General features: G+C 67.6%; 20 protein-coding genes. 4 read left to right on the top strand and 16 right to left on the bottom strand.

Annotated elements, in window-relative coordinates:
• Nucleotides 1-30 precede the first annotated feature (30 nt).
• Nucleotides 31-408 (bottom strand): histone-like nucleoid-structuring protein Lsr2, encoded by a 378-nt coding sequence (locus MED01_RS33710; RefSeq protein WP_238672516.1) that lies wholly within the window; start codon nt 406-408, stop codon nt 31-33.
• Nucleotides 409-815: 407 nt separating this feature from the next.
• Here MED01_RS33710 and MED01_RS33705 point away from each other — a divergent pair, with 407 nt between their 5' ends.
• From MED01_RS33705 to MED01_RS33695, 3 genes are all read left to right on the top strand, one after another.
• Nucleotides 816-1,136, top strand: coding sequence for a hypothetical protein (locus MED01_RS33705; protein WP_238672515.1), 321 nt, complete (start codon nt 816-818; stop codon nt 1,134-1,136).
• Between the two features lie 251 nt (nt 1,137-1,387).
• Entirely contained in the window at nt 1,388-4,237 is a 2,850-nt protein-coding gene (locus MED01_RS33700; RefSeq protein ID WP_238672514.1) for an NACHT domain-containing protein, read from the top strand.
• A gap of 171 nt (nt 4,238-4,408) precedes the next feature.
• Nucleotides 4,409-5,443 carry a PIN domain-containing protein gene (locus MED01_RS33695; RefSeq protein ID WP_238672513.1) on the top strand — a complete coding sequence of 345 codons (1,035 nt, stop codon included), beginning with the start codon at nt 4,409-4,411 and terminating at the stop codon, nt 5,441-5,443.
• 725 nt (nt 5,444-6,168) lie between these two features.
• Here the strand turns inward: MED01_RS33695 and MED01_RS33690 are convergent.
• Together MED01_RS33690 and mobF are read right to left on the bottom strand one after the other, a co-directional pair.
• A complete protein-coding gene (locus MED01_RS33690) occupies nt 6,169-7,230 on the bottom strand; it encodes a hypothetical protein (protein WP_238672512.1) in 1,062 nt (353 codons plus the stop codon).
• Complete coding sequence (gene mobF, locus MED01_RS33685; protein WP_238672510.1) at nt 7,230-11,495, bottom strand: MobF family relaxase; 4,266 nt, start codon at nt 11,493-11,495, stop codon at nt 7,230-7,232. The genes MED01_RS33690 and mobF overlap by 1 nt, the downstream gene beginning before the upstream one ends.
• 236 nt (nt 11,496-11,731) lie before the next feature.
• Between mobF and MED01_RS33680 the strand changes: the two genes are divergently transcribed.
• Nucleotides 11,732-12,148 carry a hypothetical protein gene (locus tag MED01_RS33680; protein ID WP_238672508.1) on the top strand — a complete coding sequence of 139 codons (417 nt, stop codon included), beginning with the start codon at nt 11,732-11,734 and terminating at the stop codon, nt 12,146-12,148.
• Nucleotides 12,149-12,201: 53 nt separating this feature from the next.
• Here the strand turns inward: MED01_RS33680 and MED01_RS33675 are convergent, their stop codons facing one another.
• The 13 genes from MED01_RS33675 to MED01_RS33615 form a co-directional block, all read right to left on the bottom strand.
• A complete protein-coding gene (locus tag MED01_RS33675; protein WP_238672506.1) occupies nt 12,202-12,852 on the bottom strand; it encodes a hypothetical protein in 651 nt (216 codons plus the stop codon).
• Nucleotides 12,853-13,118: 266 nt separating this feature from the next.
• A complete protein-coding gene (locus tag MED01_RS33670) occupies nt 13,119-13,799 on the bottom strand; it encodes a hypothetical protein (RefSeq protein WP_238672505.1) in 681 nt (226 codons plus the stop codon).
• A gap of 144 nt (nt 13,800-13,943) precedes the next feature.
• A complete protein-coding gene (locus MED01_RS33665; RefSeq protein ID WP_238672503.1) occupies nt 13,944-14,387 on the bottom strand; it encodes a hypothetical protein in 444 nt (147 codons plus the stop codon).
• A 145-nt stretch (nt 14,388-14,532) separates the two neighbouring features.
• Nucleotides 14,533-15,177, bottom strand: coding sequence for a GGDEF domain-containing protein (locus tag MED01_RS33660; RefSeq protein ID WP_238672502.1), 645 nt, complete (start codon nt 15,175-15,177; stop codon nt 14,533-14,535).
• A gap of 499 nt (nt 15,178-15,676) precedes the next feature.
• A complete protein-coding gene (locus MED01_RS33655) occupies nt 15,677-16,192 on the bottom strand; it encodes a hypothetical protein (protein ID WP_238672500.1) in 516 nt (171 codons plus the stop codon).
• Between the two features lie 86 nt (nt 16,193-16,278).
• On the bottom strand, nt 16,279-16,989 hold the full coding sequence (locus MED01_RS33650; RefSeq protein WP_238672498.1) for a hypothetical protein: 711 nt from the start codon (nt 16,987-16,989) through the stop codon (nt 16,279-16,281).
• A 159-nt stretch (nt 16,990-17,148) separates the two neighbouring features.
• On the bottom strand, nt 17,149-18,666 hold the full coding sequence (locus MED01_RS33645) for a hypothetical protein (RefSeq protein WP_238672497.1): 1,518 nt from the start codon (nt 18,664-18,666) through the stop codon (nt 17,149-17,151).
• A gap of 501 nt (nt 18,667-19,167) precedes the next feature.
• On the bottom strand, nt 19,168-19,845 hold the full coding sequence (locus MED01_RS33640) for a hypothetical protein (protein ID WP_238672496.1): 678 nt from the start codon (nt 19,843-19,845) through the stop codon (nt 19,168-19,170).
• A 280-nt stretch (nt 19,846-20,125) separates the two neighbouring features.
• A complete protein-coding gene (locus tag MED01_RS33635) occupies nt 20,126-20,569 on the bottom strand; it encodes a hypothetical protein (RefSeq protein WP_238672495.1) in 444 nt (147 codons plus the stop codon).
• A gap of 984 nt (nt 20,570-21,553) precedes the next feature.
• The gene (locus MED01_RS33630; protein ID WP_238672494.1) at nt 21,554-23,260 is read right to left on the bottom strand and encodes a ParB/RepB/Spo0J family partition protein; all 1,707 of its coding nucleotides are present in this window, start codon (nt 23,258-23,260) and stop codon (nt 21,554-21,556) included.
• 159 nt (nt 23,261-23,419) lie between these two features.
• Nucleotides 23,420-23,950 (bottom strand): hypothetical protein, encoded by a 531-nt coding sequence (locus MED01_RS33625; RefSeq protein WP_238672493.1) that lies wholly within the window; start codon nt 23,948-23,950, stop codon nt 23,420-23,422.
• Between the two features lie 146 nt (nt 23,951-24,096).
• Nucleotides 24,097-25,296, bottom strand: coding sequence for a DUF932 domain-containing protein (locus MED01_RS33620; RefSeq protein ID WP_238672492.1), 1,200 nt, complete (start codon nt 25,294-25,296; stop codon nt 24,097-24,099).
• 614 nt (nt 25,297-25,910) lie between these two features.
• The gene (locus MED01_RS33615) at nt 25,911-26,417 is read right to left on the bottom strand and encodes a hypothetical protein (RefSeq protein WP_238672491.1); all 507 of its coding nucleotides are present in this window, start codon (nt 26,415-26,417) and stop codon (nt 25,911-25,913) included.
• Nucleotides 26,418-26,512: the final 95 nt, after the last annotated feature.

Genomic DNA, 26,512 nt, shown 5'->3' with positions numbered 1-26,512 from the left:
CCGCAGGCCAGCAGGAGCCACGGTGTATGGTCAGCGGCCTGCTTGCGCGTGATACTGGTCAACGATTTCTACCGGGATCCGCCCACGGTCGGAGATGTTCTTCCCGGCTTTTTTCGCCCAGTCCCGGATCGCTCTGTTCTGCTCCGGATCGGTGGTGTTGGCTCCCCGTCGTCCCCCGTTCGCGCCTGCCGCAGCCCGGGCGGCCCGCCGGCCGTCGCCGACCGAGACTACCCGGCCGATCTTGCTGCCTTTGCTCACGTAAGGGGCGAGGACGTCACGCAGCTGCTTGGCGTTGGCGTCTGACAGGTCGATCTCGTACTGGACCCCGTCAAGGGCAAACGTGACAGTCTCGTCGGCGTCTCCACCGGTCAGGTCGTCGAGCAGTTTATGAATGATTCGCCGAGCCACGTTACTGCTCCTCTAAGCCGATCTAAGTCCTAACGCTACTGCAGAGTAGTCCGTTTGGGTCAATTGTAAAAGGCTTGGTGTGGCAAGCGCGCTGGTTAACGGATTCAGGGTGTTGGGGCATCAGAGGTAGTGGTGTTCCCTGGTGCCCATTGCTGTCACAGGGTAGGCGCGGAGTTGCTGGTTGTCTCTGTGATGCGGTTACGAGCTGGCACCGCTGCCGGCTCCCTTTGCCGTGGAAACTTCACTGCTGGGTGGGCTTACCGGGGTTCGGGTTTTCGGTAACACTCCGGCGGAGCAGAAGGGCGAGGACTTTGCGGGCGTCGCGGCGGCGGGCGGGAGTGGGTGCGAGGAGCGCAACTCACCGATCCGGCGTCGGCGAAATGCGAATCGCGCCGGACGGGACCTGGATGGCCACGATTGGCCGCTACGACCGCATCTACAACCACCGCGACCCGATCATCGAGGTCTGGGATCCAGCCACCGGCGAGCGGATTGACCGGGTCGACACCTGCATTGCCAGCGGTCTTCGGCAGTTGCTCATCGGCCCTGACAGCATCTGGCTCACCGTCGTTGGCGACGACGCTGTGGCCGTGTGGTGCCGGGAGCGGTCGACGCAGGCCGCAATGCGGATCGGGTCGACCATTCGGGACTGCGCCGTCGCGCCGCGCCGGCGCGTCATCTTTGTCGTGAGCGCGGCGGGTCTTCACGGCTTCGATGTCCAAGCGTAAAGACAGCACGGGGACGGACCACCGCCGCCGTCGACCCTGGCCATCAACGACGTCGTGCTGCTGCTCGGCGAGGAGGAGGGCTACTTCGGCGAGTCGTAGTGGGCCTCCAGCTGCGGGGCGACTCTCATCGGCCGTGAGATGCAGGATTTCCTGAGCGCGCCGGCTGCCTGGCCTGGCGCCCTGCCCGCGTAGGCTGCCCCCGGGACTGAGGCAGCCTGCTCAGGGTTACAGGGTGGTCGAGAAGGTGTGATGTGAGCGACGACTTGGAGAAGCTGGGTCCAACAGGCTTCCAGGACCTTGCGGCGAGCCTGGCGGTCGCTTCCTTCGGACCGGCTGTCCAGGTGATGGGCTCAGGCCGGGACGGCGGACGGGACCTGTACCACCGGGGTTCGCTCATCTGGAAGCCGACGGAGGATCAGCCTGCCGAGGTGTGGGAGGGGTACACCGTCCTGCAGGTGAAGCACCGGGCGACCCCGTCGGCCAGCCACAGAGAGAATGCGGTCTGGCTGTGGGGGCACGTCCGCGGCGAGCTCGATGACTGGGCCAACCCCTACGGCGATCGCAATCCGGTTCCCGATTTTCTGATCATCATCACGAACGTGATGCTCACGCCGTTTCCGCAGGTCGGCGGCCATGACTTTCTCAACGAGAACATCAAGCGCTATCTGGAGCGCCTTGCCGATAACAGTCGGGAGGTCGATCCCGAAGCCGTAGAGGAGCGGATTGCGCGCCTGGCGAGGCTGAAGCGCATCAAGAAGATGCGTGTCTGGGACGGCAACCAGATCCAGGCCTTGCTCAGGGTGCACCCGGGCGTCCGCAATGCGTTTCCGGGGTTCCTCACCGCCGGCGACGTGTTCGCCGCGTTGGCACAGCTCACCGACAGCGTGCCGCCGAAGGACCTCGAAGAAGGGCTTCGGGAGCACGCCAAGACCACGCTCATGGGCGAGGGTTTCATCTACTTCGACGAGGCGGGCAGTGGTGACGGTCAGGGGATTCCCGTCCACGAGGTGGCCATCGACCTGCCCATCACCTTCGCCGCTGGCGCGCGGCGTGCAAGCGTGGTGCAGTACGTGCTCGACCGCGCCGAACATGTGCTCGCTCCCGGCGTCACCACCCAGGAGGCGCCCCGGCACTTGATCGTCACCGGCGCGCCCGGCAACGGCAAGACGACGATTTCCAAGTTCCTCGTCCAGGTGTTCCGAGCGGCCATGCTCGAACACGCCGAAGACCTCAGCGACGGGCACCGCGACGTCATCAGGGGCACTGCGGCAGCCCTGAAGCGCTTCGGCCGTGAGCTGCCGAAGAATCGCCGATGGCCGATGCGCGTCGACCTGGCCCTGTACGCCCAGGAAGGAGGACTCAGCGACGACTCGACCCTGCTTCGGTGGATCGCCCACAAGGTTTCGCGCCGCTCCGACATGGGAGAGGTTAAGCCGTGGGCGCTGAAGACCTGGATGCAGAAGTGGCCGTGGCTGCTCGTCCTAGACGGCTTGGACGAAGTCACCGAACCGGCCGTGCGCAAGCGCCTGATTGAGCGCGTGACCGAGTTCGTCAACACCGCTGAGGCCGACAACTGCGACGTGCTGGTTGTTCTCACCACTCGCCCGGTCGGCTACACCGAGAACATCGCACCCGCGCACTTCGAGCGGATCGACCTCGACTTCCTCGAACTCCCCGAGGCCGTCCGCTACGGCAAGCTCGCGACCAAGGTCCGCCTTCGCACGGACCTCGATCGCATCGAACGAGTGCTCACACGCCTGCACAAGGCCGCGGACGACGAGGCGCTGCAACACCTGCTGAGGACCCCGCTGCAAGTCCTGATCCTGACCATCATCATCGATGGCGCCGGTCAGCTGGCTCCGGACCGCTACAGCCTCTTCCGGGGCTACTACGACGCCGTCTTTAGGCGAGAACGTGATAAGTCCGGTGGGTTGCACAGGATGCTGCAGGAGTTCGGCCAGCAGATCCAGCAACTACACGAGCGGGTTGGCTTTGAGCTGCAGGTGCGCGCCGAGACGGGCGACCGCTCCTACGCCAGCCTTACGGCAGCCGAGCTGCGGCAAATCGCGTGGCAGGTCCTCGACGAAGCCGGGTTTAAGCCCTCAGGCAAAGACGCCCCCCTGCTGGACAAGATCTTCGACGCCGCCACCAAGCGGCTGGTCCTGATCGCGCCTCGCGGCACGGAGGGCTACGGCTTCGATGTCCGCTCCCTGCAAGAGCTCATGGCGGCCATGCACCTGACCACGGGGCTGCTCGACGACGTCCTACAACGCCTCCGCTACTCGGCCGCCAGCCCGTACTGGCGGAACACCTGGCTGTTCGCAGCGGGCCAGCTCTTCTCCACTCCTCAGCCGCATCAACACGACGCCCTGGTCCGTCTCGTCGAGACCATCGACGACAAGGACGCCGACTCCCGCCTCGGCCGGGCCGTACCGATCGGTCCGCGGCTTGCGCTGGACATCATCGACGACGGCATGGCCCGCTCCTACCCCAGGTGGCGCGACCGGCTCGTCGCACACGGCTTGAAGGTTCTGACAGAGCCCAACCCGCCAGATCTCTCCCCGATCACCAAATGTCTGGTGCGCTTCGCCAGCACCGGCGACGACCAGCGCGCGGCAGTGGCAGAGGGACTGCGGGCCTCGCTGGCAGGGACGTCCACGACGCGAGAGACCGCAGCGGCACTTCAACAGCTGGTTCCGGCGATCGTCGAAGAGGTCCGCGCGCACAGCAGCGTGCGCGGCCTCTCTGGTGTTAGGAGGCACCCGGATGCGGTGCTCCAGCCCGACCCGGCGAGGGGTTGGGAAGACTTCGAAGTCGAAATCCTCACCAATCCGTGTACCGGCGAAGAAGCGGACCTATTGCACGACGCCGCCGCCGCGCTTCGTCACATCTCCGCGAACGGCGGCCGGCCGGAGGACGCTGTCGCCATTCAGCGAGCGCTGGAGGTAGAGCCAGTGGCGGCAGGACTTGCAGCGGCTCTGGTGCACGTGATCGGCCATGAGCGGCTGCTTGTCGAGAACCTTCGAGATGGCGTTGTGCCAGCCGTGCATCGTCGTCTTATTGGTGAACAGTTGCGCTCGATGTCGGTCGGAGGATCTTAGCCAGCGGCGTTCGTGAGAGGGCTGCTGTCCAGGGCAGCCCGGTCACCAACGCAGTCGCCGTCCACCGCGACGCGACCCGCCCGCACACGGCTTGCGGGCTGAAAGCGAGGTGTGGGGAGCGTCGTGCCAAATGTGAGCACCCCCGACGAGCGCGGTAGGTTCGCACCGGCCATGCTGCCCGAGGTCTTCCCGGTCGTGGTCGATGCCAATGCTCTGCGTGACGACCTGCTACGAGTGGCCGCCGGCAAGGGCCGCACGCTCATGCTAAACGCCGCCAACAGCGGCGTGTTGCGCTTCTGCGCGCCACACGTTGTGGAAGAGGTCGAGGAGCACCTTGAGGAGTGGTCGGCGCAGAAGCGGCTCGAACCTGATGCGGTTCGCGCGGCCTGGCGCGGCGACGTGGCGCCGTTGTTGCGGTGTGTTCAGGTACCCGATGGGTTGACGACCGCTGTCGAGCAATGGCGTCTGGACATCCTGGCTCAGCCCTCCCACGTCGGCGACTACTGCGACCCCGATGACGTCCCTACCGCGGCCTTGGCGATCCTGCTCAATGCAGCGCTGTTGAGCAGAGACAGAGCGCCACTCCGAGCCGTGTACGGCGAACAGCACGACCATCTGGCCCACGCACAGTGGCTGAACGAGCTTCGTGCCGTTGGTGATCTCGGCCCCCTCGGGGGCCTGATTGGCGCACTCAACGCACTTCTCGGTGTGGCAGCCGAGGGCTTGTTCCATGGGGTCTTCGCCACGGCGCGGCGGGTGCCTTGGCCGTGGCTCGTGGTCGGTGCATTGGCCACGGTCGGCACGATCCGCTACTTCGTTGCACCGGAGACCCGGCGCAGGTTGCAGACGGTGTTGGGCACGGGCCTGTCGAGTGTCTCTGCGGCCGTGGCTGAGGTCCTGGCGCACCGGGAGGAAGCGAAGCGCCAGTTCGCAACGCTCCTGCCGGTCCAGCCCGGCTGGACCGAGATCACCGAGGACCGCAACCCTGCAGCTACGTTGACCAGGGCGTGCCTTCACCACTTGGCGCGCAGCCCTCAGAGCGATCTGAGTGCGAAGGAATTGACCGAATTGCTGCGGCGAACCGATGACGTCGCCGCTGGCGAGGCGAGGGTAAGGGCCATGCTCCGCAGCGTGGCCGCCTTCAGCGAGCCGTGTCGAGGGCGCTTCCAGGTTGGAGGTGTGGTCAGCGCGCCGGGCGTCGGTTAGCACCATTCGTGCGGCGACTGTCAGCCGACCGCCGGTCACTGTCGAAACCTTGGTCGAAAGTCGGTGCATGGATCCTTCGTTTGCAGTAGCGCCCGTGCCATGGCGCAGGCTTGAGGCGCAAGCTCGGGTGCGGATCGGTGGAGTGGGCATGGTGCTGACCGCGGAGATCCTCGACGGCCCACAACACCCGATTGAGGTCCGGTTCGTGGCCTTGGCAGATGTGGCGCGGATCGCGCACCTTCGACTGTCGGCAGTAGCGAAGCCTGCGCTTGCCGTCCCTGGTGGCCTGCCGGCCGGGTCCGTTCTTGACGTGTTCACAGTCGAGAGCTTCCGCAGGTTAGGTGTCGCCCGCTCGCTGTGGTCTCTTGCGTGTGACACCGCGACCTCCGAGCATTGGGCCTTCCAGCCGCGGCACTCTGCGTCGCGCACTCCTGAGGGAGACCGGTATGCCAAGGCAGTCGGTGGCTTTGTTCCGCCGCTGGCTGGCGCTCGTTACGTTGAATGTTCGGATGTCGTCGACCCGTCGAGCGCTCTCTGGCGCGGTCGTCTGCATCTGGACTTGGAGGCCGCCCGAGGTGGGGCATGGTCAGCGAGCAGCTGATGCTCTGCAACGGCTGTGAGGTTTGCTTTAAGAGCGCTTGTCTGGTTAATGCTCGCGGCGGCAGTCGAGCAGCCACCCATGGCCAGTCGACCCCCCCCGCGGCGGTCGGCTTGAGCGGCTGAAATCAATCGTCAATCTCACGATGGCGCGACACGCTGAGATCGTTCTGTTCGGCGCTCTCGGCTTGGGGAGCGGGTGGCCGTGCGGATTCGCTGGCTGGTCGCGGAAGGATGTGGTTGACGGAGTCGCTGAGCTGTTCGACGCGCTTGGCGATCTGCTGCACGTAGCCGAGCACTTCACGGGTCAGTTGGTCAGCAGGTGCCCTTGCGTGCTCGGCTTGCGTGATAAGGCTGTTCAGGATGGCGCCGGCATGGTGGTCCGTTGACGAGGCGGAGTACAATACGGCTGAGGACATGGTCTGGGCTCTTTGGCTCAGGTTGTGGGGGTCGCGTTCGCCATCTGGTGGAGCGGCCCCACTCGCGTTTAGGTGAAGTTCGGTGCCGGTGTTCGCTTCGAGGATGGTGGCGACGTCGGCGATCCGGTTCCACCATTGCGGTTCGTCGGTGCGGATGGCGCGGCCTGCGGACCATGCGACGGCGTCGGCCATCCAGAGTCCGGGATCGTTGCGGCCTTCGACGTGGATGAGTCGCATGCGGTGGCTGATGGCTCCTTGGTCGAGGAGTCGGCGGTAGGCCCGGATGTCGTTGCGGTCGATGCTGGGCAGCCGGCTGCCGGTTTCCCGGGCGTCGCGCCACTCTGCGGGACTGCCCCGCGTCTCGAGGTAGACGTCGCGGACTCGTTGGCCGTTGAGGTGGCGCAGGAGCCGCTCCAGGCTGAGTTGTCGGGCATGCTCGCGTTGGCCTTCCAGATGAGCGTGTAGGTGGCGTGGGTTGTTCGGTACGGCGGCCAGGTTGCCTGGTTTGATGGGTACTTGGGCGGAGACGACGGACCATCCGGCGTGTTCGGCGACGACGTCGAGCATCGCTTCGATGGTGCCGACGTGTCCGCGGTGGTAGAGCGCGGTCGAGTGGTAGCCGTCGTGGATGCCGGCGGCGTTTGTCGCAGCGGTCTCAGCGGCGGAAACGGCGTCTTGGTCGATGATGACGGTGGCCATCAGGTAGGCCCCAGGTGAGTTGCGTTGCTGGAACCAGGACTCGTCGACGAACGCGGTGGGGTGAGTGGCCATTAGTCGATCTCCGCTTCCTCGATGGTCCCCAGGTCGCGGGTTTTGGTGCGCTCCCGGGCAGCGGTGGCGTGTTGGGGCAAGCTCTCGGTGATGGGTGTGGCGTGCGGTTGCGGCCGGGTTTCGTCGATGGCCCGAACCCGGGCGGTGGTGGTGGCGACGGCATCGGCCAGGTTGGTCCGGCGGGTCGTGGTGCGGCGGGCTTGTTCGGCTGCGGCGGCGAGCCCGGCGTAGCGGGTGGGCAGGGCGCTGGTGTACCAGTGGCTCCAGGTGCGGTGCCGGGATTCGAGGTCCGTGACCCGCGCTTGGCGCTGGTCGATGACCTCGCGCAGGCGGGTCAGGTTCCCCCGGAGACCGGCGGCCCGGCCGGTGGCAGCGTCGACTCGCTGATGACTTTCGCGCTGGGCAGCGAGAATCCGGGTGCGCGACGGCCCGCGTTGCCACCAGCGAGGGCGCAGTTGTTGGACGTGCGCCGTGGCGCGCTGGCCGGCTGCGTCGACGGCGGCGAGGAGAAGCGCGAGGTCGTGGTGGCGCTGCTCGACGTCGGTAAGGCGGAGGTGCGCATCGCGCAGCTGGTCGGCGACGTAGGGGGGCGCCGCGTCGTCGGCGGCGTGTTGCGCGGTGATGAGTCGTGTGAGTTCCTGGTCGTCGGTGGTGGTGAGGTGGCCGGCGAGGGTGGCGGCGCCGACGACGACGCGGGCGCGGTGCCAGGCGTTCCAGCGGGCGATGTCACTGGTGGAGGGTTCGGCTCCGATGGGGTGATCGCTGGTGAGTTGGTACCGGTCGCGGTAGGTGGCGACAACCTCGGCGCGGGCTAGCCACTGGTCGCGGCCCGCTGGATCGTCGGGGACGTCGCCCAGGGCGCGTGCCCAGGCGGGCTGCTCCTCGGCGGCGAGGTCGGCCAGGGCGCGGACGCGGCGGTCGCAGATGCCGGCGACTTGGCGCAGGGCGTCTCCTATGTCGCCGGTGAGGTCGGCGGGCATGCGCTCGGTGTAGGTGCCGGCGAGGTCTGGTGTGGTGGCAATGGTGGGGTCGGCGGTGGCGCGGCCGATGATGCGGCCGATGCGCCAGGACAGCACTGCGGCGATGTCGTCGGCGGAGTCAATTTCGCGGGGTCGGATGGCGCGGCGTAGCACGTCGGTGGGGTCGTGGCCGGCTTCTCGCAGGGTGGTGAGGCGGGCGATGAGCGCGGGCAGCGCGAGGTCCTGGGCGAGCCGGTCGGCCAGCTGTCGTCCGCTAATCTGCCGGACGATGGCGAGGTATTGGGGGATGCGGGCGCGGGCGGACAGGTCGTCGTAAATAGGTGTCCAGGCGTGCAGTGCGTCGACGTCGGCCCAGAGTTGTTGTTCGGTTTCGGTGGCGGAGCGGTCGGGTGTGGCGCGGCGCATGATGTCGGCGAGGACCGCGACGCGGGCGGTGGGCGGCTGCGGTGGGGTTCCTTCGCGGCGTACATCGTTGGTGACGACGTACGCCTCGTTGAGGGTGGTTCCGCGGGTGAGCATGACGTAGAGGCGGGCCAGGGAGGTGTTGTCGTCGACGAGCGCGCGGGCGGTGTGCACAGTCTGGCCTTGGACGGAGTCGACGGTGAGGGCGTAGGCGAGTTGGACGTGCTGTGCGGCGTACGCGGCGGGCAGCACGGCGGTCGCGGTGGTCCGTAGATTCGTGACCTGCACCTGTCCGGTGCCGGCGATGGCGTCGACGCGCCATTGGTCGCGGTTGGCGACGTAGGTGCTGCCGGCGCTGATGCGCCGGTCGTTGCGGCGGGTGACGATGATGTCGCCGACGCTGGCCAAGTTGCCGTCGCGCAGGCGCACGGCGGGGCCGGCTCGGACGAGGCCGGCGTGGATGAGGATGTCGCGGGCGCGGCGGGCGATGTCGGCGGCTTCGTCGGCGGTTTCGACGAGGATCATGCTGCGGTGCTCGGTGGTCATGTCGGCGGCCCACCGGTCGAGCATTTGGCCGATGAGGTGCTGGCGGTGCCCGCCGATGAGGCGGCCTCTGCGGTCGTATTCGGCGAGGACGGTGAGGTCGCCGCCGCGTAGCCGCAGCGACGCGGCTCCTTCCCAGGGTTGGGTGAACCGGCGGACCTGGGAGAGGTGGATGGTGGTGCCGAGGCTGTCGAGGTATCGGAACAGTCCGCCGGGCCCGATCGCGGAGATCTGTTCGGGGTCGCCGACGAGGATGAGTTTGCCGTTGACCTTGTCGAGGTGGGTGACGAGGCGGGCGAGGTCGTGACTGGACACCTGCGATGCCTCGTCGATGATGACCCATTGCCAGGGTCGGAACTGCCATTCGGCGGCGGTGGTGCCGGGTGGCGGCCGGTGTTGGGCGTGCAACCACCGGGCGATGTTCTCTGTCCGCAGCACCTGTCCGGGCGCGGCGGTGGCGTCGGCGAGCAGTTGGGCTGCGGACTGTCCGACGGTGAGGCCGAGCACCGGCACACCGGTCTCGCGGGCGGCGGCGACGACGGCGCGTTGCAGGTAGGTCTTGCCGGTGCCGGCGGGCCCGACAACGCCGGTGACCCGCCGGTCGTCGCTGACGAGCCAGCGCAGCGCGGTCTCCTGCTCGGGAGACAGCCGCAGGGCCGCTGTGGCGGAGGTGATCGCTGCTGCTGGGGCGGGGATGGCTCCGTGGCGGCCGGCGTAGGTGAGGACTTCTTTCTCGGCGGCGAGGACCGTGTGGGTGGTCATCTGCAGGTCCCGGTGCCGGGTGTATTCGCTGTGCCGGTCGCTGCCGCGCAGCAGGCTCGGCCCCCATTGCACGAGGGCTGGCGGTGTGAGCACGCGCAGCCCGGCCAGACCCTCGGTCATGGCTTTCCCGGCAAGGTTCTGGACCCGTTGCCAGTCGGCCTGTGGTGACTCGCCGGGGGTGATGTCGAGGGCTCGACCGATGGCCAGTTCGAGGTGTTCACGGCCGAAGACCGCCCGCTCGCGTCCGAGGTCGCGGACGGCGCGAGCGAGAGCGAGGCGCACGTCGGTGCGCACGGCCGCGTCGATGACGCGGTCGTGGTCGGTGGCGGGGACGCCGAGCTGCGCGGCGACCGTGCGGAGCGCTGCCTCGTCGACGCCGTGCGGGTGTAGCCGGGACGCGCGACGAAGGATCCGGCTTGCGGTGGCGGCTGTATCGTCACGGGCGGCGCCATCGAGGACGAGGCGTACCTGCCTGGCGGTGTCGAGTCGTGCAACCCGATCCTCAGCCTGCCAGCGCTGCACGGCCTGGTGGGTGGACTCGGCGCCCTTGTGCGGCTGGCGGGTCCGCAACGTCGCGTCCTGCGCGCGGCGACGCCACTGCGCGGCCACTGATCGTGTCGCCGGGGCCTGCTTGTCGGTGCGGCGGTTCATCTCCTCGGTGATCGCGCCCCGCCGCTTGCCGTAGTGGCGCAGCGACGCGTCGCTGAGACCGACGATCTCGCGGATCCCGGACTCATCCCGCGCGGCGGCGAAGCTAACCCCCAGTCGGTGGTGAAGCTCGACTTCCACCGCGCGTTCGTACGCGACACGGCCGGCGGTGGTCGCGCGGTAGAAGGCCTTGCCGTCGAGAGCCAGCCACTGCGGATCGCCGTCCGCGGTCACCGTCTGGACCTTGCTGGAGACGACGACGTGCGAGTGCAACTGCGGGTCGCGCTCGCGGCTCATCCGGTGGTCGAAGACCAGCGCCGCCAGCCCCGCGGTGTCGAGTTGACGGACGCCGCCCGCGCCGGCGCGGGCGAACGCACCGTGGCGCTGGAGGTGATCCAGGAGCGATCGCACCCCGGCGTGGTGGGCGGCCACGACGTCGTGCTTGACCGCGTCGTCGCCGAACGCCCACAGCAGCGATACGGATTTAACGGGGGAGACGGTGACGTCGTATGCGGACACGGCACGCCGCTCGGGCGCGTGCATGATGTCGTGCCATACCTTGTCGCGCTGCTCCACCGTGGCATCGGCGGGCAGGTGCGCCAGCGCCCGCTGGACGGCCTTTTCGCGGTACTCGTCGGTCATCGGCGTGTAGATCCGCCATTTCTGCCCGAGCCGGTAACCGGCGTTCGGGTGACGTCCTTGGCCGATGAGGTACCGCATTTGCCGCTCGTTGACCCAGCCGGCGACGCCAAGGACGGCAGCGCCGTCGCCGGCCCACCAGCCGGGGCTCTCCCCCCGCGCCGTGTGGTTGATGTAGTAGGGCGTTGGCCCCCCATCGCCCAGGGGGCGCAGGTCATGGCGGCCAGCGGCCACCTGCTCCATCACGTAGCGGTAGCCGTCCCCGGGCGAGATGCGCGTGACGGACAACATGACTCGACCGTAGAAGATCAACTCGTCGATGCGCGGTGGAGAATGCAAGGGGGTGTGTCCCCCGTAAGCGAATGAGAAACGAGGCGGTAGCCGTTTAGGCAGGCCACAGAGTGCGTGGCCGGGGATGAACGGTCGAGTGGGGAAGATGTCGAACTGCGGCCAGCATCGAACGAATAGCCGAATTGGCGTGGTGCGTGATCTGGTGAGCTGCCGGGAGTGGTCGCTACGGTCGGGGAATGGCGAGTAAAACGGGGAACGACGCGACTCGGGCGCTGCGGCGGCGGCAGGAATTGGAGCTGCGCGCGGTGCGGGCGGTCGAGCAGGCTGCCGGGACGGTGCAGGACGCCGAGCGGCGTCGGCGTGAGGTCGTCGCGCGGCTGGATCAGGAAGTCGGGGCGGCTGCGGCGGCGCACGGGTTGGCTGTGGTGGTGCTGGCGACGGTGCTGCGCGATGACGCCCTGGCGGCGGACTTGACCGGGGTGGATCTGGCGCGGGTGCGGGCGTATCGGCGTGGCGCGGATGGAGGCACGGTGCGGGCTCGGATCGCTGAGTTGGGCGAGGTAGTGCCTCGTCGTCGACGTACGGCTGTCCCGGTGCCCGGAAATGCGGGGCCGGCTTCTGCTGGTGATGTCTCGCGCGGCGCTCTGTCCTGAGGTGGTGGGGCTGGCCGGTCCGGGCTAGAGCCCGAACCGGCCGGCGTTGCGGGTTAGGTCCAGTCGAGTCCGCATCCGGTGCAGACGAGAACCGTCCCTTCTCCTACCCATTCCATGAGTTCGTCGTCGGTGGCGGTGCAGTGTTCGGGGATGGCGGCGGGCCAGTCACCTTCGATGACCATGTGGCCGGGGTAAACCCATCCCCTGGCCTGGCTGCCGTGGTACCTGACGGGCGGCCCGGGGTGTGGGCCGGCCAGCGGCAGCGTGGCGCGGTGGCGCAGGCCGGTGCCGGTGAGGTCGGTCGGTGTTGCGGGTGGAAGCTTCTTGTGGACGGCTCGCCGGTACTGGGTGAAGTCCTTGAAGGTGGGCGAGGCCAGTTCCGCGCGGTCGATGAGCGCGAGCGCTTCGTATGGCTCGGCGGCTTGGTGGTGGTGCAGTGCGGCGCGTAGGTAGGCGTCGGCGCGTGCGTTGCGGGCGTCTTCGCGGGCGCTGCGTTCGGCGCTGGTGGTGAGTGGCGCGGTGAGTGTGTCGGGGTTGGCGTCGAGGTGGGCGGCAACGGCTTCCCAGATTTCGGGGCGGCCGTATTTCATGGTCAATGCGTCAAGGTGGTGGTCTGCGATGTAGCGGACGGCCGCGTCCGTGCCGCCGTGGATGGGGCTGTGGAAGTAGTTGGGTGCCCAGTCGGCGCAGACGTAGGCGATCATGACGCGTTCGGGGTGGGTCAGTCTCATGCTGGTGCCTCTCGTGTGGTGCGAGGGTGTGCGCTGCGGGGCGGGGCAGTGGGTGACGGGTGCGGCAGCCGGCGGCGGCGCGCTCGATGCGCGTCGGTGACTTCTGGGGTGTCCTGGCCCGGCCGCTGAAGGGCGGCCAGGCGCTGCGTGGGCAGACGTTTGGCGATGTTGCGTCGTGAGTGGGCGACGCTGGCCGGTCCGGGCTTCAGCCCAACCGGCCAGCGTTGCGGATGCTGTGTTTAAGTGCAGTCGAGTCCGCACCCGGTGCAGACGAGAACCGTTCTGTTGGCGATCCAGTCGGTGAGTCCCTCGTCGGTGGCGGTGCAGTGCTCGGGGATGGCGGCGGGCCAATTGCCTTCGATGACGAGGCGTCCGGGGTAAACCCATTCTTGGGTGTGGCTGCCGTGGTGCATGACGGGCGGCCCGGGGTGTGGGTTGGCCAGTGGCAGCAGAGCGCGGTGGCGCAGGCTGGTGCGGGTGAGGTCGGTACCGGCGAAGGGCCGCATCCTCTTCTGGATGGCTCGCCGGTACTGACTGAAGTCCTTATAGGTAGGTGAGGCCAGTTCCGCCCGGTCGATGAGCGCGAGCGCTTCGTAGGGCTCGGCGGCGGCGTAGTGGTGGTAGGCGTATTTCAGGTAGCGGGCGGCGGTGGCGTCGCGTTCGGCTTGGCGGGTACGGCGTTCCCGGTGGCTGACGCGGGGGGCGGTGAGGTCTTTGGGGTGGGCGTCGAGGTGCGAGGCGACGGCACGCGAGATCATTTCTCGGCCGTGGCGCGCGCTGAGGGCTCGAAGGTGGTGGTCGGTGAGGTAGCGAACGGTGAGGCTCTTGGGCAGGTTCACTGGTGCGGCGGCGTAGGCGGTGGCCCAGTCCTGGCAGACGTGGGCGATGGTGATCCGATCGGCGCGAGTGAGGAAACTCAAGGTTTTGCCTTCCAATGGCGATGCGATGCGATGTGGGGTGAGGGGCGGGAGCGGTAGCCGGCGGCGGCGCGCTCGATGCGCGTCGGTGACGTCTGGGGTGTGGTGGCCCGGCCGCCTTGCCGGCGGCCGGGCGATCCGCGCGGGTCAGACGTGCTGGCCGAGCAGGCGGCCCGGGTCGCCGGTGGTGACCCATCCGGCGGTGTCTCGGAACAACCGTCCAGCGCTGTGGGCGAGCGTGAGGGGGTACAGGTCGGGGCGCTGTACGTGGTGTTTGCCGTTCTGCCACAGGTCGAGCAGCAAGGCGGCCAGTCGCAGCGTGGCCCGCATCCGGCCGGGGTTGCAGGCGTCGCAGCAGTGTCGGCGGGCGTACATGATCAGGGCGACGGTGGCCGCGCGTAGTTCGATGGCGGCGGCGGTGTTGTGGGTGGGTGTCGTGGGCCAGGCCGGGGCGTGCTCGCACAGGTGCAGGAAGGTGATGACCTCTGCCATGCGGCGGCGGGCTGCGTCGAGCAGGTGCAGGATGTGTCGCGTGTGGGGGTCGGCATGAAGGGCCGGGAGCGCTTCGGTGGGAGCAGCTAGCGCGGGCATCGTGAGACTCCTCGCATGGGGTTTGGTGGGTGTTCGAAAGGGGTTCGCCGTCCCTGTCGAACAGCTATTACTATACCCGGTTATGAGGGTTGTGTCTATCCGGGTGGCCCGAAACCACCCGGGGTTCCGGGCCACCCGGTGCCGGCTAGAACCGGTAGCGGCGGCGCTGCATCGGGAGCGTTGCCGTGACGGTCGCGCCGATGTTCTCGTGCCACTCCCTGACGCCCCCGCCGCGTCGCTTGGCTGCGTACATGGCGGCGTCTGCTCGGCGGATCAGGTCGACGGCGGTGATGTCGTTGTGGTCTGCGAGGGCAAGCCCAAGGCTGGCGTAACAGCCGAAGTTCGTTGCCCCGAGGATGACGGTCGTTGCGTCGAGCGCCTGGGCGGCGGCTTCGGCATTGTTGCGAGCGGTGTACATGCCGTCATCGACGATGATCATGAACTCGTCACCTCCCATTCGGCCGACCATCGTGCGCGGTAGGCGAAGCCCTCTCAGGGTGTCCGCCACCCGGCAGAGCACGAGGTCTCCGGCGGTGTGGCCGTGCTCGTCGTTGATTTCCTTGAAGCGGTTGAGGTCGACAAGGGCCACGGCTACCGGACGGGTCCGGTCGGCAAGTAGGCCGTCAAGGTGCAGGAGCAGGGCGCGGCGGTTCGGCAGCCCGGTCAGGGCGTCGTGGTGGGCCTCGAAACGAGCGGTGATGAGATCGGTGCGAAGCTTCCTGTTGCGTGCGAGAAGCGCGATGCACGACGCGGTGGTGGTTGCGAGCAGGAACGTGGATGCGGTGCTCATGCGCACTCTCCCGTGGTTGGGGGTTTGTGTGGTGTGCGGTGGGGGTTCGCCGTCCCCTCCGAACAACTATTACTCTACCCGGTTTGGCGTCCTGTGGCTACCCTGTTTGGCCTGTTCGGACATCGGATTTTATGACCTTGAAAAGTGGATGCCGGCGGGTACGCCGACCAGCGCGCGGGGTGCGGTCGTGGCGCGTCCCCCCACTTCTTCCGGCGGTGGGGGCGAGTTCACTCGACCCGTGGCGCGCGCAGTGGAGGTCAAGTCTGGGCGCGGGGTTTCGAGGAAAAGATCATGCGGGGTGTGCATGATGTTTTGCGAGCCGCGGCCGGACTTGACCGGAGCGAGCACGTCGCTAGCCTGTTCGGCCCCCACCGAAGGAGAAGGGGTTTTGAGCAGTGCGGCCGCAGGCCGCTTCCGGTTTCCGGTCCGCTAGGACCGGGCCTGAAACCCGACGCCACCCGACGGCGGCCCAGTGCGGACCGCCGTCAGGCGATGTTAGCTACTGGTCCGGAGCGGGCGGCCTGATCCGCTGTACCCGCTGCAAGAGTTCAATGGGGATCTCGGCCGCCGGAGTCCGGGTCCGGGGGTCCAAAGTCGTGCGATAGCCGGTCGTCCACAGTAAGCGCCATTCGTGGGCTCTGTGTCCGGGGCGAGCCCCGTGCGGGTCGCCGGCAGATTCGGGGGCGTCCGACGCCTGGGCGCGGTAGTGGGTCATGTGGCCCGCGATCATGGGGCACGCAGTCACGCTGTAGCGGGCGCACTCGGGGTGCATGGCCGGCTCGGTGCTGATGAGCCGTTCAAAGTCGACGGTGCGCATGGCGAAGACAAACAGCCGGGACATCTGTTCGCCGCAGATTTGGCAGAGATGGTCGATGAAGGCGGTTCGTAGCCGGTCGGCGTCGATCGCTCCGAAGCGGTACCGGCCGTCCGGCATCTGAACGGTGATCCACGGTACGACCAATCCGCCGACGGTGGGGCGGTGTCGCAGCGGAACGGGAATGTCAGTCTCGGGCATGGGGAGTCTTTCGGGCTATGTGGTGCCGGCCGGGTCGTCCGGCCGGCATCCTGGCGGTCGGAGAGCTGGGGTGGGCGTCGCCCGGCCTATCGAGTGATGTCCGAGCCGAAGCGGTGGACCATGTCGTCAGGCGGGATCGCCTCGCGGGTCGTGCTGCCGTCGTCGGCGACGCTGAACGCGTGGAAGACCTCGCCGGTCTGATGCGGCGTGCACTCGATGTGCTCGACCTCCTGCCCGTCGAAGGTGACGCGCAACAGGGCATGGATGGTGGAGGCGTGCTCCGTGATTGGTGCTCGCTGCGGGTTGGTCCGGCGGGCCAGTGCGCGGATGAGTCGCTGCGTTCGTGACGGAGTGCGGGAGGGTACGTCGGTGACGACCACCGCAACGGAAAAGATGCCGGTGCGGTACACCCGTAGGGCGCAGGTGGCCAGGGTTCCGCTGGCGGTTGTGTAGAACAGTTTTCCCGACGTTTCGAGGGGGGCCGGGCCGGGGACGACCGGGGCTGTCCGCGCGAATCCGGGCTGGTCGCGGGTGCCCTCCCAGGCTCGATCCGCCTCAAGGTCGGCGCGCAGGGTGTCGGGGATGACGGCGTACGGACGCACTGCCTCGATGATCGTGTACGGGTCGGTGATACGCGTGTCCGCGCCGAGCCAAAGCGGCATGTAGTCGGGGTTGTCCTCGTTCAGCTCACCCTCGTTGATCACCTGGGCGAAGTAGCTGTCTAGCGGACGATCCCACCCCACAACCACGGTGTAGCCGCCCCGGTTGGGCAGGGCGTCGAGTCGATGTCTGCTCACGAAATCTCCTTGGGGTTTGGCGGTTGTCCTGGTGGGGTTCGCCGTCCCACCTGAACAACTATTACTATACCCGGTTAATGCCCGGGTGTCTATTTGGATAGCCTGGGACGAGTGGGGCGACCGGGGGGAGTCGCGTGCGGCGACTCCCCCCGGTCGCTGTCACTGCTCGTTCTGGTTCCTGGGGTTGCCGAGCACGTGTACCTGTTGGTTCAGGATGAGCGGCGCGTCGTCCGGCCCCTTAATGTGCGGGCGTACGTAGGTGCGGCGGCGCAGCGCGCGGCCTGGGCCGTAGGGCTGCTCTCGGTAGAACCCTTTGACCCACCATCGGCGGGTGTAGACGCGCGTGGGCGTGTCGTCGGTGGTGTCGCGTCGTGGCTGCTGCTTGCGGCGCAGTCGCACGAGTCGCACGAGTGGGGCGGGCCGGTTGGCGCGTTGGTACGCCCTGCGGGTTGCCTTGTCGGCTGGCTCGTCAGTGACCTCCGCGTCAGGCTGCGTGGTGAGGATCCACGTAGCGATCAGGGAGCACAGCATGAGGCGCGTCTCTTCGCTGGCGGGCGCGTAGGGCTGGCCAAAACGCAGCCCTTCCCCAGTGCTTATGGGGATTAGCCAGCCGACTTTCTCGCGGAAATTCTGCATCCGGGTTTCCGTGAGCCGCTCGCCTCTCATGATCCATTCGGCGTGGGTGTAGAACGTGGTCCAGATGCCGCCGGGCACTGGTCCCCACTGTGCGGCGATGACCGGAATTACTAGGCAGGATGCCGGATCGGTCGGCTGGTAGATCGGCGTGTGCCAGATGAGCAGCCCGTTGGGGGCGGGCAGCTCCACCTGTTCGATGCGAACGTCAGGCAGATCGCGTGCCGCATGCGCGGCCAGGGCGGTGAAGTCGGGGTCGATCCAGAAGATGCGCGCGTCCTCCGCGTGGTTGGCCATGAGGGCGGCGTACTGCCGTAGTGGCTCGGGGTTGCGGTGGTCGACGGTGGCAGCCGGCGCGTCGAGGGCAGCGCCAGGGGACATGTGTCCGGGCACCTTGTACGTGTGGCCTCGGGCGAGGGCGTCAAGCAGGAATGCCGGGCCGGCGGTCCGCCAGAAGCGCACAAGCCTGTCCCGCACCTTTGGCAGCATCTGCGGGCGGAGTGACCGCACCTCGGGAGCGGGGGCGGTGTCGTCGCCGCTGGCGTTGCCGCGATGAGTGGCGCTGCCGACCGACGCGATCGGCTGCCGTACGGGCGTGGTGGGCGTCGCGGTGAATAACGCTTGGTGCATGGACCGCAGCACTTGCAGATTAATGGTGTGGCCCTTGCGGAGAAACCGCTTGTAGGCGCGTTGGGTGAGACCTTCGGGGTTCCGCTGCTCGACCAGGCGCGCACACGCCTCGCACGCGTTCCACTTGTTGCCGAAGTTGTGCAACTGTGCATCGGCGCTGTCGGTTGATACGGCTAGGTCGACGTTTTCGAAGGTGAAGGTTGCCACGGGGTGCGGTGCCGAGCAGAAGTCGCACACGGGCTGCCAGTTGGCAAGTTGCGCCAGTGGGACCGGGTCGGGGTCGTGGTCCTCCGCGTTGCGGCCGGGGTGGAGAAAGAACACCTCGTCCCTACTGGTGATAGCCGTCAGGGATAGGCCGCAGGTGGCGCAGCCGTACTCTTCCATGATCGGCGGGGCGTCGTCATTGGTGCCCATGCGTCTCCTTGGTTGGGGGTTTGTGTGGTGTGCGGTGGGGGTTCGCCGTCCCCTCCGAACAACTATTACTCTACCCGGTTTGGCGTCCTGTGGCTACCCTGTTTGGCCTGTTCGGACATCGGATTTTATGACCTTGAAAAGTGGATGCCGGCGGGTACGCCGACCAGCGCGCGGGGTGCGGTCGTGGCGCGTCCCCCCACTTCTTCCGGCGGTGGGGGCGAGTTCACTCGACCCGTGGCGCGCGCAGTGGAGGTCAAGTCTGGGCGCGGGGTTTCGAGGAAAAGATCATGCGGGGTGTGCATGATGTTTTGCGAGCCGCGGCCGGACTTGACCGGAGCGAGCACGTCGCTAGCCTGTTCGGCCCCCACCGAAGGAGAAGGGGTTTTGAGCAGTGCGGCCGCAGGCCGCTTCCGGTTTCCGGTCCGCTAGGACCGGGCCTGAAACCCGGCGGCACTCGATGATTGGTGTGAGTGTTGCCGGATTCGAGTTCCGTTGGGCGAGCTACCGGCGCTGCTCTGCTTGATCCAGGATCGCCCACAGCGTCGCGCGCCTCCACCTGCGGCGGTGGCGGCCTCTGGGGCCGACGTTGTCTTCGTCGGCTTGACGAAGCACGTCGTCGGGCAGGGCGTTCGGGCTGTTGTATCCGAGGACGCGTGCGGCCTCGGGGGCGCCGACGAGTTCATCGGGATCACCGGAGCGGTCGGGGTGGCCTTGGGGTGTGGCGCGGGGGCGTCCGGTGTGGGGTGCGCCTTGCCCGGTGCGGCTGTCGGCGATGTCCCACACGGTGCGGCGCTTCCAGCGCCGGCGCTTGCGGCCGGTGGGGGTGAGGGATTCGTCGTCGACGCGCTCAAGCAGGAGCGGCCAGATTCGGTTTTGTCCTTGCAGTGAATCGGCGCTTTGGTAGCCCAGCATGCGCGCGACGGTGGTGCTGTTCACGAGCTCGTCGGGATCGCCGCTGCGGTCTACGGCGGCGCTCGCGGCGCGTCGGGCTCTGACTCGGGGCAGCTGGTAGGAGGCGATGCTTTCGGCGAGCCATGTGGTGCCGTCGACGCGTTCGGGAAAGCCGTTGGTGGCCCGCTCGCCGTAGAGCTTGTCCAGGTGGCTGAGGGAGATGCCGAGCATCGTTGCGGCCTCGGCACGGCCTACGCGGCTGCTGTCGTCGGGATTGCGGGTGGGCATGCGCCGATGATGCCGCATCGGCCGGTTGGGCGGCCGTAGGGGCTGCGCGAGCCGCCCGACACGTCCGTTGATCACTTTCTTGCTCCGATGGCCGGTGACGGGTGTCGTAGGATGGGCGGCACGTGTTCGGCGTATGGGCCTTTGGGGGCCTGTGTGGCGTCGGCACCAGGCGGCCGGGGGGAGTTCGCCAAACTAACCCCCCGGCCGTTGCCCTGCCCGCCGTCGCGCGGTGGTGTGAGCGGTGGTGCCGCGCGGTCGGGTGACGGTAGGCCGGCGGGCGTCACTGGCTCGATGGCCCGCGAGCGGCGAGGTGAAGGTATCGGCGGGCGGTCCGGGCGAGTAGCCCGTACTGGGTGTCCCAGTGCGCGATGGTCCGCCCGCTCGGCAGGTGCTGTGCCACATACTCGCGTCGCAGTGCGTTCCAGCCCCCGACGCACACGGGCATCGGATCGGCCACCAGTTCCCAGCGCTCGCCGTCGGCCGATGTGACGTGGGCGTACCGCTCGCGGGTCAGCGACCAATGGTCGCCATCGGCGTTGAGGACCAGGCCGTGGTCGGTGCCGTCGCGGAACAGGTGCTGTCGGCCGGCGCAGTCGCGGATCAACACCACGTCTGCCCGTGCGTCGAGTGGCTGGGGCGGCGTCGCGGCGCACTGCCAGTGACCACACAGCGGCAGGTGGCGTGCCGTCGTGCGTTCGGGGTCGGTGAGGGGAGTGGGCGGCATGTCTAACTCCTTGGGGCAGGTGTGTGAATTCCGGTGTGGGTTCGCCTTCCCATCAGAGCAACTATTACTATACCCGCTTCCCGGTGCGTTGTCTACGTGCGGGCGGCGGTTGGGGTGCGGCGGCTTCGCTCGATGGTCAACGGACGGCGGAGCTGGCAGGCCGATGCGGCTGGTTGCGAGCGGAGCGAGTGGCCGGGTCGGCCGGTGTCTGCGGGAGCAGCGGTCTGTACCGGCGCGGACCGGAGTCCAAGGCTGGTTTGACGGGGATCGGAAGCAGCTGCGGAGCGTCGGATGGAGTTGTTGTCGTTATGGCAGGCTGGTCCTGGTCCTGGTGCGTGGCGGGTTCCCCGCTTGAGGTGGGTACGTTGCGCGTCAATCCGACTGCTCGGTGGGGCTTGGCCCGAGTAGGCGTTCCTTGTCAAAGAAGGGGACCGCTCCGTAGCGGCCTTTGAGGTACCTGCCTGCGACATCGTCCAAGGCGTTGCGAACTCTGAACTCCGTCAGCGGGTAGAGCCGGGTTGCGCCTGCCTGGTCTTTCTCGGTCAGCCAGACCTGGTCCCGGGCGAGTCGTATGTTCTGGTGTCGGCCGAGTAGCCCGATGTCGTGCGTGGTGAAGATGATCTGCGCACCATGAGGATTGATGCCTCCGGAGTATTGGACAACGTGCAAATGGTCGGCAGAGCTGCCCGGTCCTGGGCGGGAGGGTGGGACTTGCGAGGCATGGCGGTCCGTTCGGGGCGTGGCCTCGGGCCACGTGGGCATTGAGTGCCGGTCGGACGGCGGGTGAGCGCCGAGCCGGGGGAGGCGAGGGGGCGGCGCGTGAGCGCTCCTTGTCGGAGCCGGGGCGCTCGATGCGCCCCGGCTTCGGCACTGCGTGTGAGGTCTAGCGGTGCTGGCCGGAGAACGACCAGGGGCGGGGCAGGGCCGTCGCGGCCTTGGTGGCCGTGCCGGCCGGGGGCCTGGTATGGCCCCCGACCGGCAGGTTTATGCGGCGAGCGTGGTGTCCAGCTCGGAGCCCGAGGGCTCGTCGCTGTCGTCCCGGAGGGCGCGGGTCGGCCCCTCGTCCGGTCCGTCCGCGTTGGTGCTGCTGTCGATGGTGTCGGCGTCGCCTCCGATCAGCAGTTCGTCGGGCTCTGGGGCGGCGACGACGCTGAGGCTGGCGCGCTGCTTCGTGTGGTTGGCGCTGGCGTCGATGATGAGCTGTTCGACCTCGCCGACCTGGAAGCCGTTAGCGACGCACCACTGCAACCACTTGCCGACTGCCGGGTCGGGTGCCCGCCACGAGGATCGGGTGATGCCGCTTTCGTTGGCGGCGGCGATGGCCGCGAGGGAGATGACGGAGTAGCGGCCGTCGCTGACGCCCCGGGCGGGAACGCGCTTGGTGCCGGGCCGCTTGGCCTTGCCGGGCGACAGAAGGTCGTCGAGCATTTTCCGGCCGCCGTTGACCCAGGTCGAGAGGATGTAACCGGAGTCGGCCAGCATCTCCGCGATCAGCTTCGCCGTGCCCTTGGGTGGGGTCTTGGCGGTCAGGAACGTGGCCAGCCATTCGCGGCGGACCGTGTTGGCGATCTCCATGGCCTTGTTGTTCCCGATGACCAGTCGCCGTTCCGCCTTCTCCTGCTCGGTCATGGGACCGCTGCGAGTGGAGGTGACAGCGTGGGCGGGAAGGGCATGGCCGTACTTGCGCCAGTCGGCGCAGTAGCTCGTCTCCGACAGTCGGTCGTCGTAGGCGAGGAAGAGCCGCACAGCGTGTCCGGGGCAGTCGCTGTGCGCCTCGGCTTCGACGCGGTTGCCCTCGGCGTCGCGCAGGTCGGTAACTTCCTTGATCTTGGGGTCGTTGTACCGAGGGTGTTCGGACAGCAAGGTCACCCCGGCGGTGACGAGTTCGGCGCGGCGGGCCGCCTCTGCGGCGATGGCGGCGCGGGTGCCGCGATAGTGCTCCACGGCACGGGCGAACGCGTATGGACCTTCTTCGGCCTCCTTGAGCAGGGCTTCGACGCGATCGGGCTCGTCGGCGAATTCGGCGAGCGCGGCGACCTGGGTGAGGTCGAGCCCGAGGGTGTGCGTGCGCTCGGCGGTGCGCTTGTCCAGGGTGGCAAGTCGCCGGCCGGCCTTGATTTGCTCGGGTTGGTAGCCGGTGCGCTGGGCGATGTCCTCGTCGTTCATGCCGTCGAGGGCGAGTTGTTCGATGGCTCTTGCCTGCTGGGTGGCGGTGAGTTCCGTGCGGTGAACCTGCCGAAGCATGCTGATGATCTGTTCGCGGTTGGCGGCCAGGTCCTCGCGAACGATGACCTGGATCCATTTCTGGTTCGCCTCGACGGCGGACCAGTAGCGCTGCTCGCCGTCGATGATCAGATACGGGCCGTCCTCGTCCGGTCCGAGCGGGACGACGATGAGGGGTGAGAGGAGGCCGCGAACGCCGTCCTGGTGCAGGTTCTGCACGATGCCGGGCAGGGCCTGCGCATCGTCGCGGGCGTTGCCGGGGTTCGGCTGGATGTTCTTGACCCGGACCATGCAGTGCCGGCCGGGCAGGGCGGGGGCTTCCTGGGCCTCGTCGGTCTCCTCGACGCCCACATCGGTAGCGGTTGCTCCGTTGGCTTCGGTCAGGGGTGCGGCGTCTTGGGGGTCGTTCGGGGCCTCGGTCTCAACCGGCGGGTCGAGCTGCTGTGCGGGTGCGGTTTCCGTAAGCACGGTTCGTGCTCCCTTCGGGCTGTGGGTGTGTTGGTTGTCCGGTCGCGTCTGGGGTTGCCGTCCAGAGCGCGCCAGGGCTTGCGGGATAGTTGTCGGTAGCGGCGGTGGCGGGCTGCGCGCGGAGCGCTGTGGAGTTGTTAAGGAACGGTGACCGATCGGTCAGGCCGCTGTGGGTAGCGCGGTGAGGTACGGGCGGTTGGGCGGGGCCGGCATGGTGCAGCCGGTGCATGTGCTGTCGTCCCAGCGGTGCGGGCTCGCTCCGTCGCCTGCCGGGCACGGCCGGCGTTGTAGGTCGCTGATCGCCGCGCGGTTTAAGCAGATCGGGCACAGTCCCCAATTGGCGGTCGGCGGACCGGAAATCGGGGTGTCGCAGTCAGCGCAACACCGGCCGGCTTGCCGAAGGGCGCGACCGATGATGTCCGCCGTGGAGATCGCGCGGCGGGCAGCGGGAAGGAGGCTCTTCCACGCGGCAGTTGCCAGCACGCGCTGCCAATCGTCGTCGGTTAGTGCAGGGAGGTTGGCGGGGTCTTCTGCCTGGGCGTGGAGGTATGCCTCGACCTCCGCGCGGCCGAACAGGGGGCCGGTCCATTGGAAGGTGCGGGCGAGAATGGATACGAGGTGCCGGGCGTCGGGCTCGGCGAGGTTGCGGGGAAGTGACACGCCGTGAGGAAGCCCGATGAACAGGGGCATGGTTTCTCCATTGACGGTGGAATGACGTCACGGGGCGGCACGCGTCGGACGTGCGCTGTCCAGAGCACGGCCGGTGTTGGCGCGGTCCGTCGATGAGCTGGTGAGGCCGGGGGCCGGGTGCCGGCGGGCAGCACCCGGCAGACCGGTCAGACCGTGGCCGCGATCTCCATGGCGCGTACGCCGACGTTCTCCATGTCGAACGCTGCATCGGGGTCGCTGAGCGTCTGCGCCGCGCTGGTGACCGCGTGCAGCATTCCCCCGGCGGTGCGGTCCCCACCGTCGATGAAGTGGTTGAGGATCAACCGCTGTTCATCCTCGGTGAAACGCAGCCGCTGCCCGACCACCCGAATGGTGGTGTCGGGGTCGGGGATCCGCCGACCCGCCTTCTCTTCAAGCTCCTCGATCGCCCGGCGAACGTAGCGGACGTCGAGGAAGCGGCGTACGGCGTCGCGGGCCTGCTTGCCGATGAGACTGAGGTTTGCCTCGTGGGTGTCGTTGCTCCACCGGATCGTGCCCTCGTCCATCTTCGCGCCGAGGTGCACGGCGCGAAGCACGTCCTTGGTGATGGTGACGCCGTTGTCGCAGACCTCCACGACCATGCGAGGGGTAACGCTCATGGCACCGGAGCCGGTTTCGCTGTTGGCGAAGACGATTCCCGCGAAAACGGTCGGATTGTCCGCGCCAGTCGCCCCGGTGAAGGGACTGCGATAGTTGCGCAGCAGGGTAGGGGCGAGGGACCTGATGGCCTCGGAGTGCACCCGGACGACCATGCGCCGCTCGCTCAGGTCGCACGCGAGCTCCACCCGCAACCCGGACTCGCGGATGCCGGACAACACCGACATCAAGACATCAAGGTGATCGATGATCTTGTAACCGTCGCTGAGGAAGGCGCGCAGGACTCCGCTGCCGTTGCCATCGGACAGGCAGCGGGCGAGGTATCGCTTCCCGCGTTGAAGATCAAGCCAGCCGTTGACGTTGGTGTCGTAGAGGTGAAGAGCTTGGGCGCGGGTCTTGCGCAGGTACGCGGTGGGGATGCCGAGTTTTTCGCCGAGTCCAGCGTCGCCGATTTCGGTGGGCAGGTAGAGCCCATCGGAGGGGGTGACGCCGGTGTCGGTGAGGATCGGCTCTGCGCCCGTGATGTGCAGATGACCGGCTTCGGCGCGCAGCATTCCAGCGCCGGCCACGATGTCGAGCTTGTGGGCCTGCTGCTGATTGAGGATGGCAGTCAGGTCTGCCAGGCTGGCGTGACGGGCGGTCAGGGGTATGGCGCTAAGCGTGCCGCTCACGATTGTTCCCTTCGAGTGGGATTGTGGGAATTCGGTTGGGGGTTGCCACCCCTTCCTCATGTATTTAATGATACATGATTGATCGTGTGGCGTCTACTTGGATTTCGGTTTTGGGAGGGCTTCCGGCGGGGTGGAAGCCGATTGTGCGTTGGCGTATTCGAGGGTGGCGAGGGAGGGGGCGTGATCTGGATTGAAGTTGTCTGCCAGGGTGGCGGGGGTGGCCTGAGCGGTTTCTTGGGGCCTAGGAAGGCTGTCTAACGGGTCTGCCCAGACAGAAGCGGCCAATTGCGGAGCATGGGTTCGAAAGGAATTGAATTACGCCGGTTTTGTTGTTCGGGGGCGTACGCGCGCATTCAGCCCGGTGTCAGAGATTCTTCCCGGCGGCCTGATCTCTGATCCACCATGTTCGGTGGTGAGGGGCAAGCCTGGGGTGTGGCTTGCGGCTCACCACCGAACATGGTGCCCTTGGGCAGGTCGCCGGGAAGAATCGGCGCTGCTCTGGTTCATCCCGGAGCCTGCCTCGCCGGCGAGGCGACGCGGTTCAGCGGCGGGACGCTGACCGGGCCGGAGGCCGTCGGCCGTAGGTCGATTCCAGTCGACGGTGGTTGCCAGGCGCATAGAGCCTGTCGGTCAGAGTGGCGAAGGCCCACCGTCAGACGCCACCCGCCAATGGATTACCCGGACTGCTCGGGGCTCTGAACGCTTCCGCCCCTGCGGTTGATCCACTCTTGCGCGCGACGGCGCTTCCAGTATTTGACCGAACCCTGCACGGGCGCCTGCTTCTCGTCATCGAAGAAGGGGAGATAGCCATCCTCGCCGCGGCTCCACGCGGGCCTGCTGAGGCCGACGTAGTGGTCCCATGCTCCTTGGCTGAGTTTGAGGATCTTCCGAAATTCAGTAGCGGATATCAACTCGTCGGGGTCGCCGTCGAGGTCGACAAGGCTCACCCGTGCTTTGGCGGCCTCGACGATCTGCGGTAGGAGGATGTCCCGGACGCGCTCTAGCTCATCGACGGGAAACCATGCCTTCTTGTCCTGCTTGACCGACGCTGGCCAGCCGGAACCCTGCTGCCGCTGCTTCGGTGATGTCCTGAGTCGGACGGTAGCCTCGGATCTTCGGGTCAACTCAGCTGCGCCGGCAATGTCTGTGTGAGGCCGGCCATCGATGTTTCGGATCTCCATGCCTGTCCCTGTCCGCGAGTGGCCAGCGGATGGAACGACCGGGGGAACAACGTCCGCAAGCGAACGAAGTGGCAACCCCCCGGCCGTGTGAATCA

The sequence above is a fragment of the Micromonospora alfalfae genome, assembly GCF_022230925.1.
Classification (GTDB): Bacteria; Actinomycetota; Actinomycetes; order Mycobacteriales; family Micromonosporaceae; genus Micromonospora; species Micromonospora alfalfae.
Note: the sequence above shows the minus strand (reverse complement) of the source record. Positions and strands in the feature narration are given on the sequence as shown.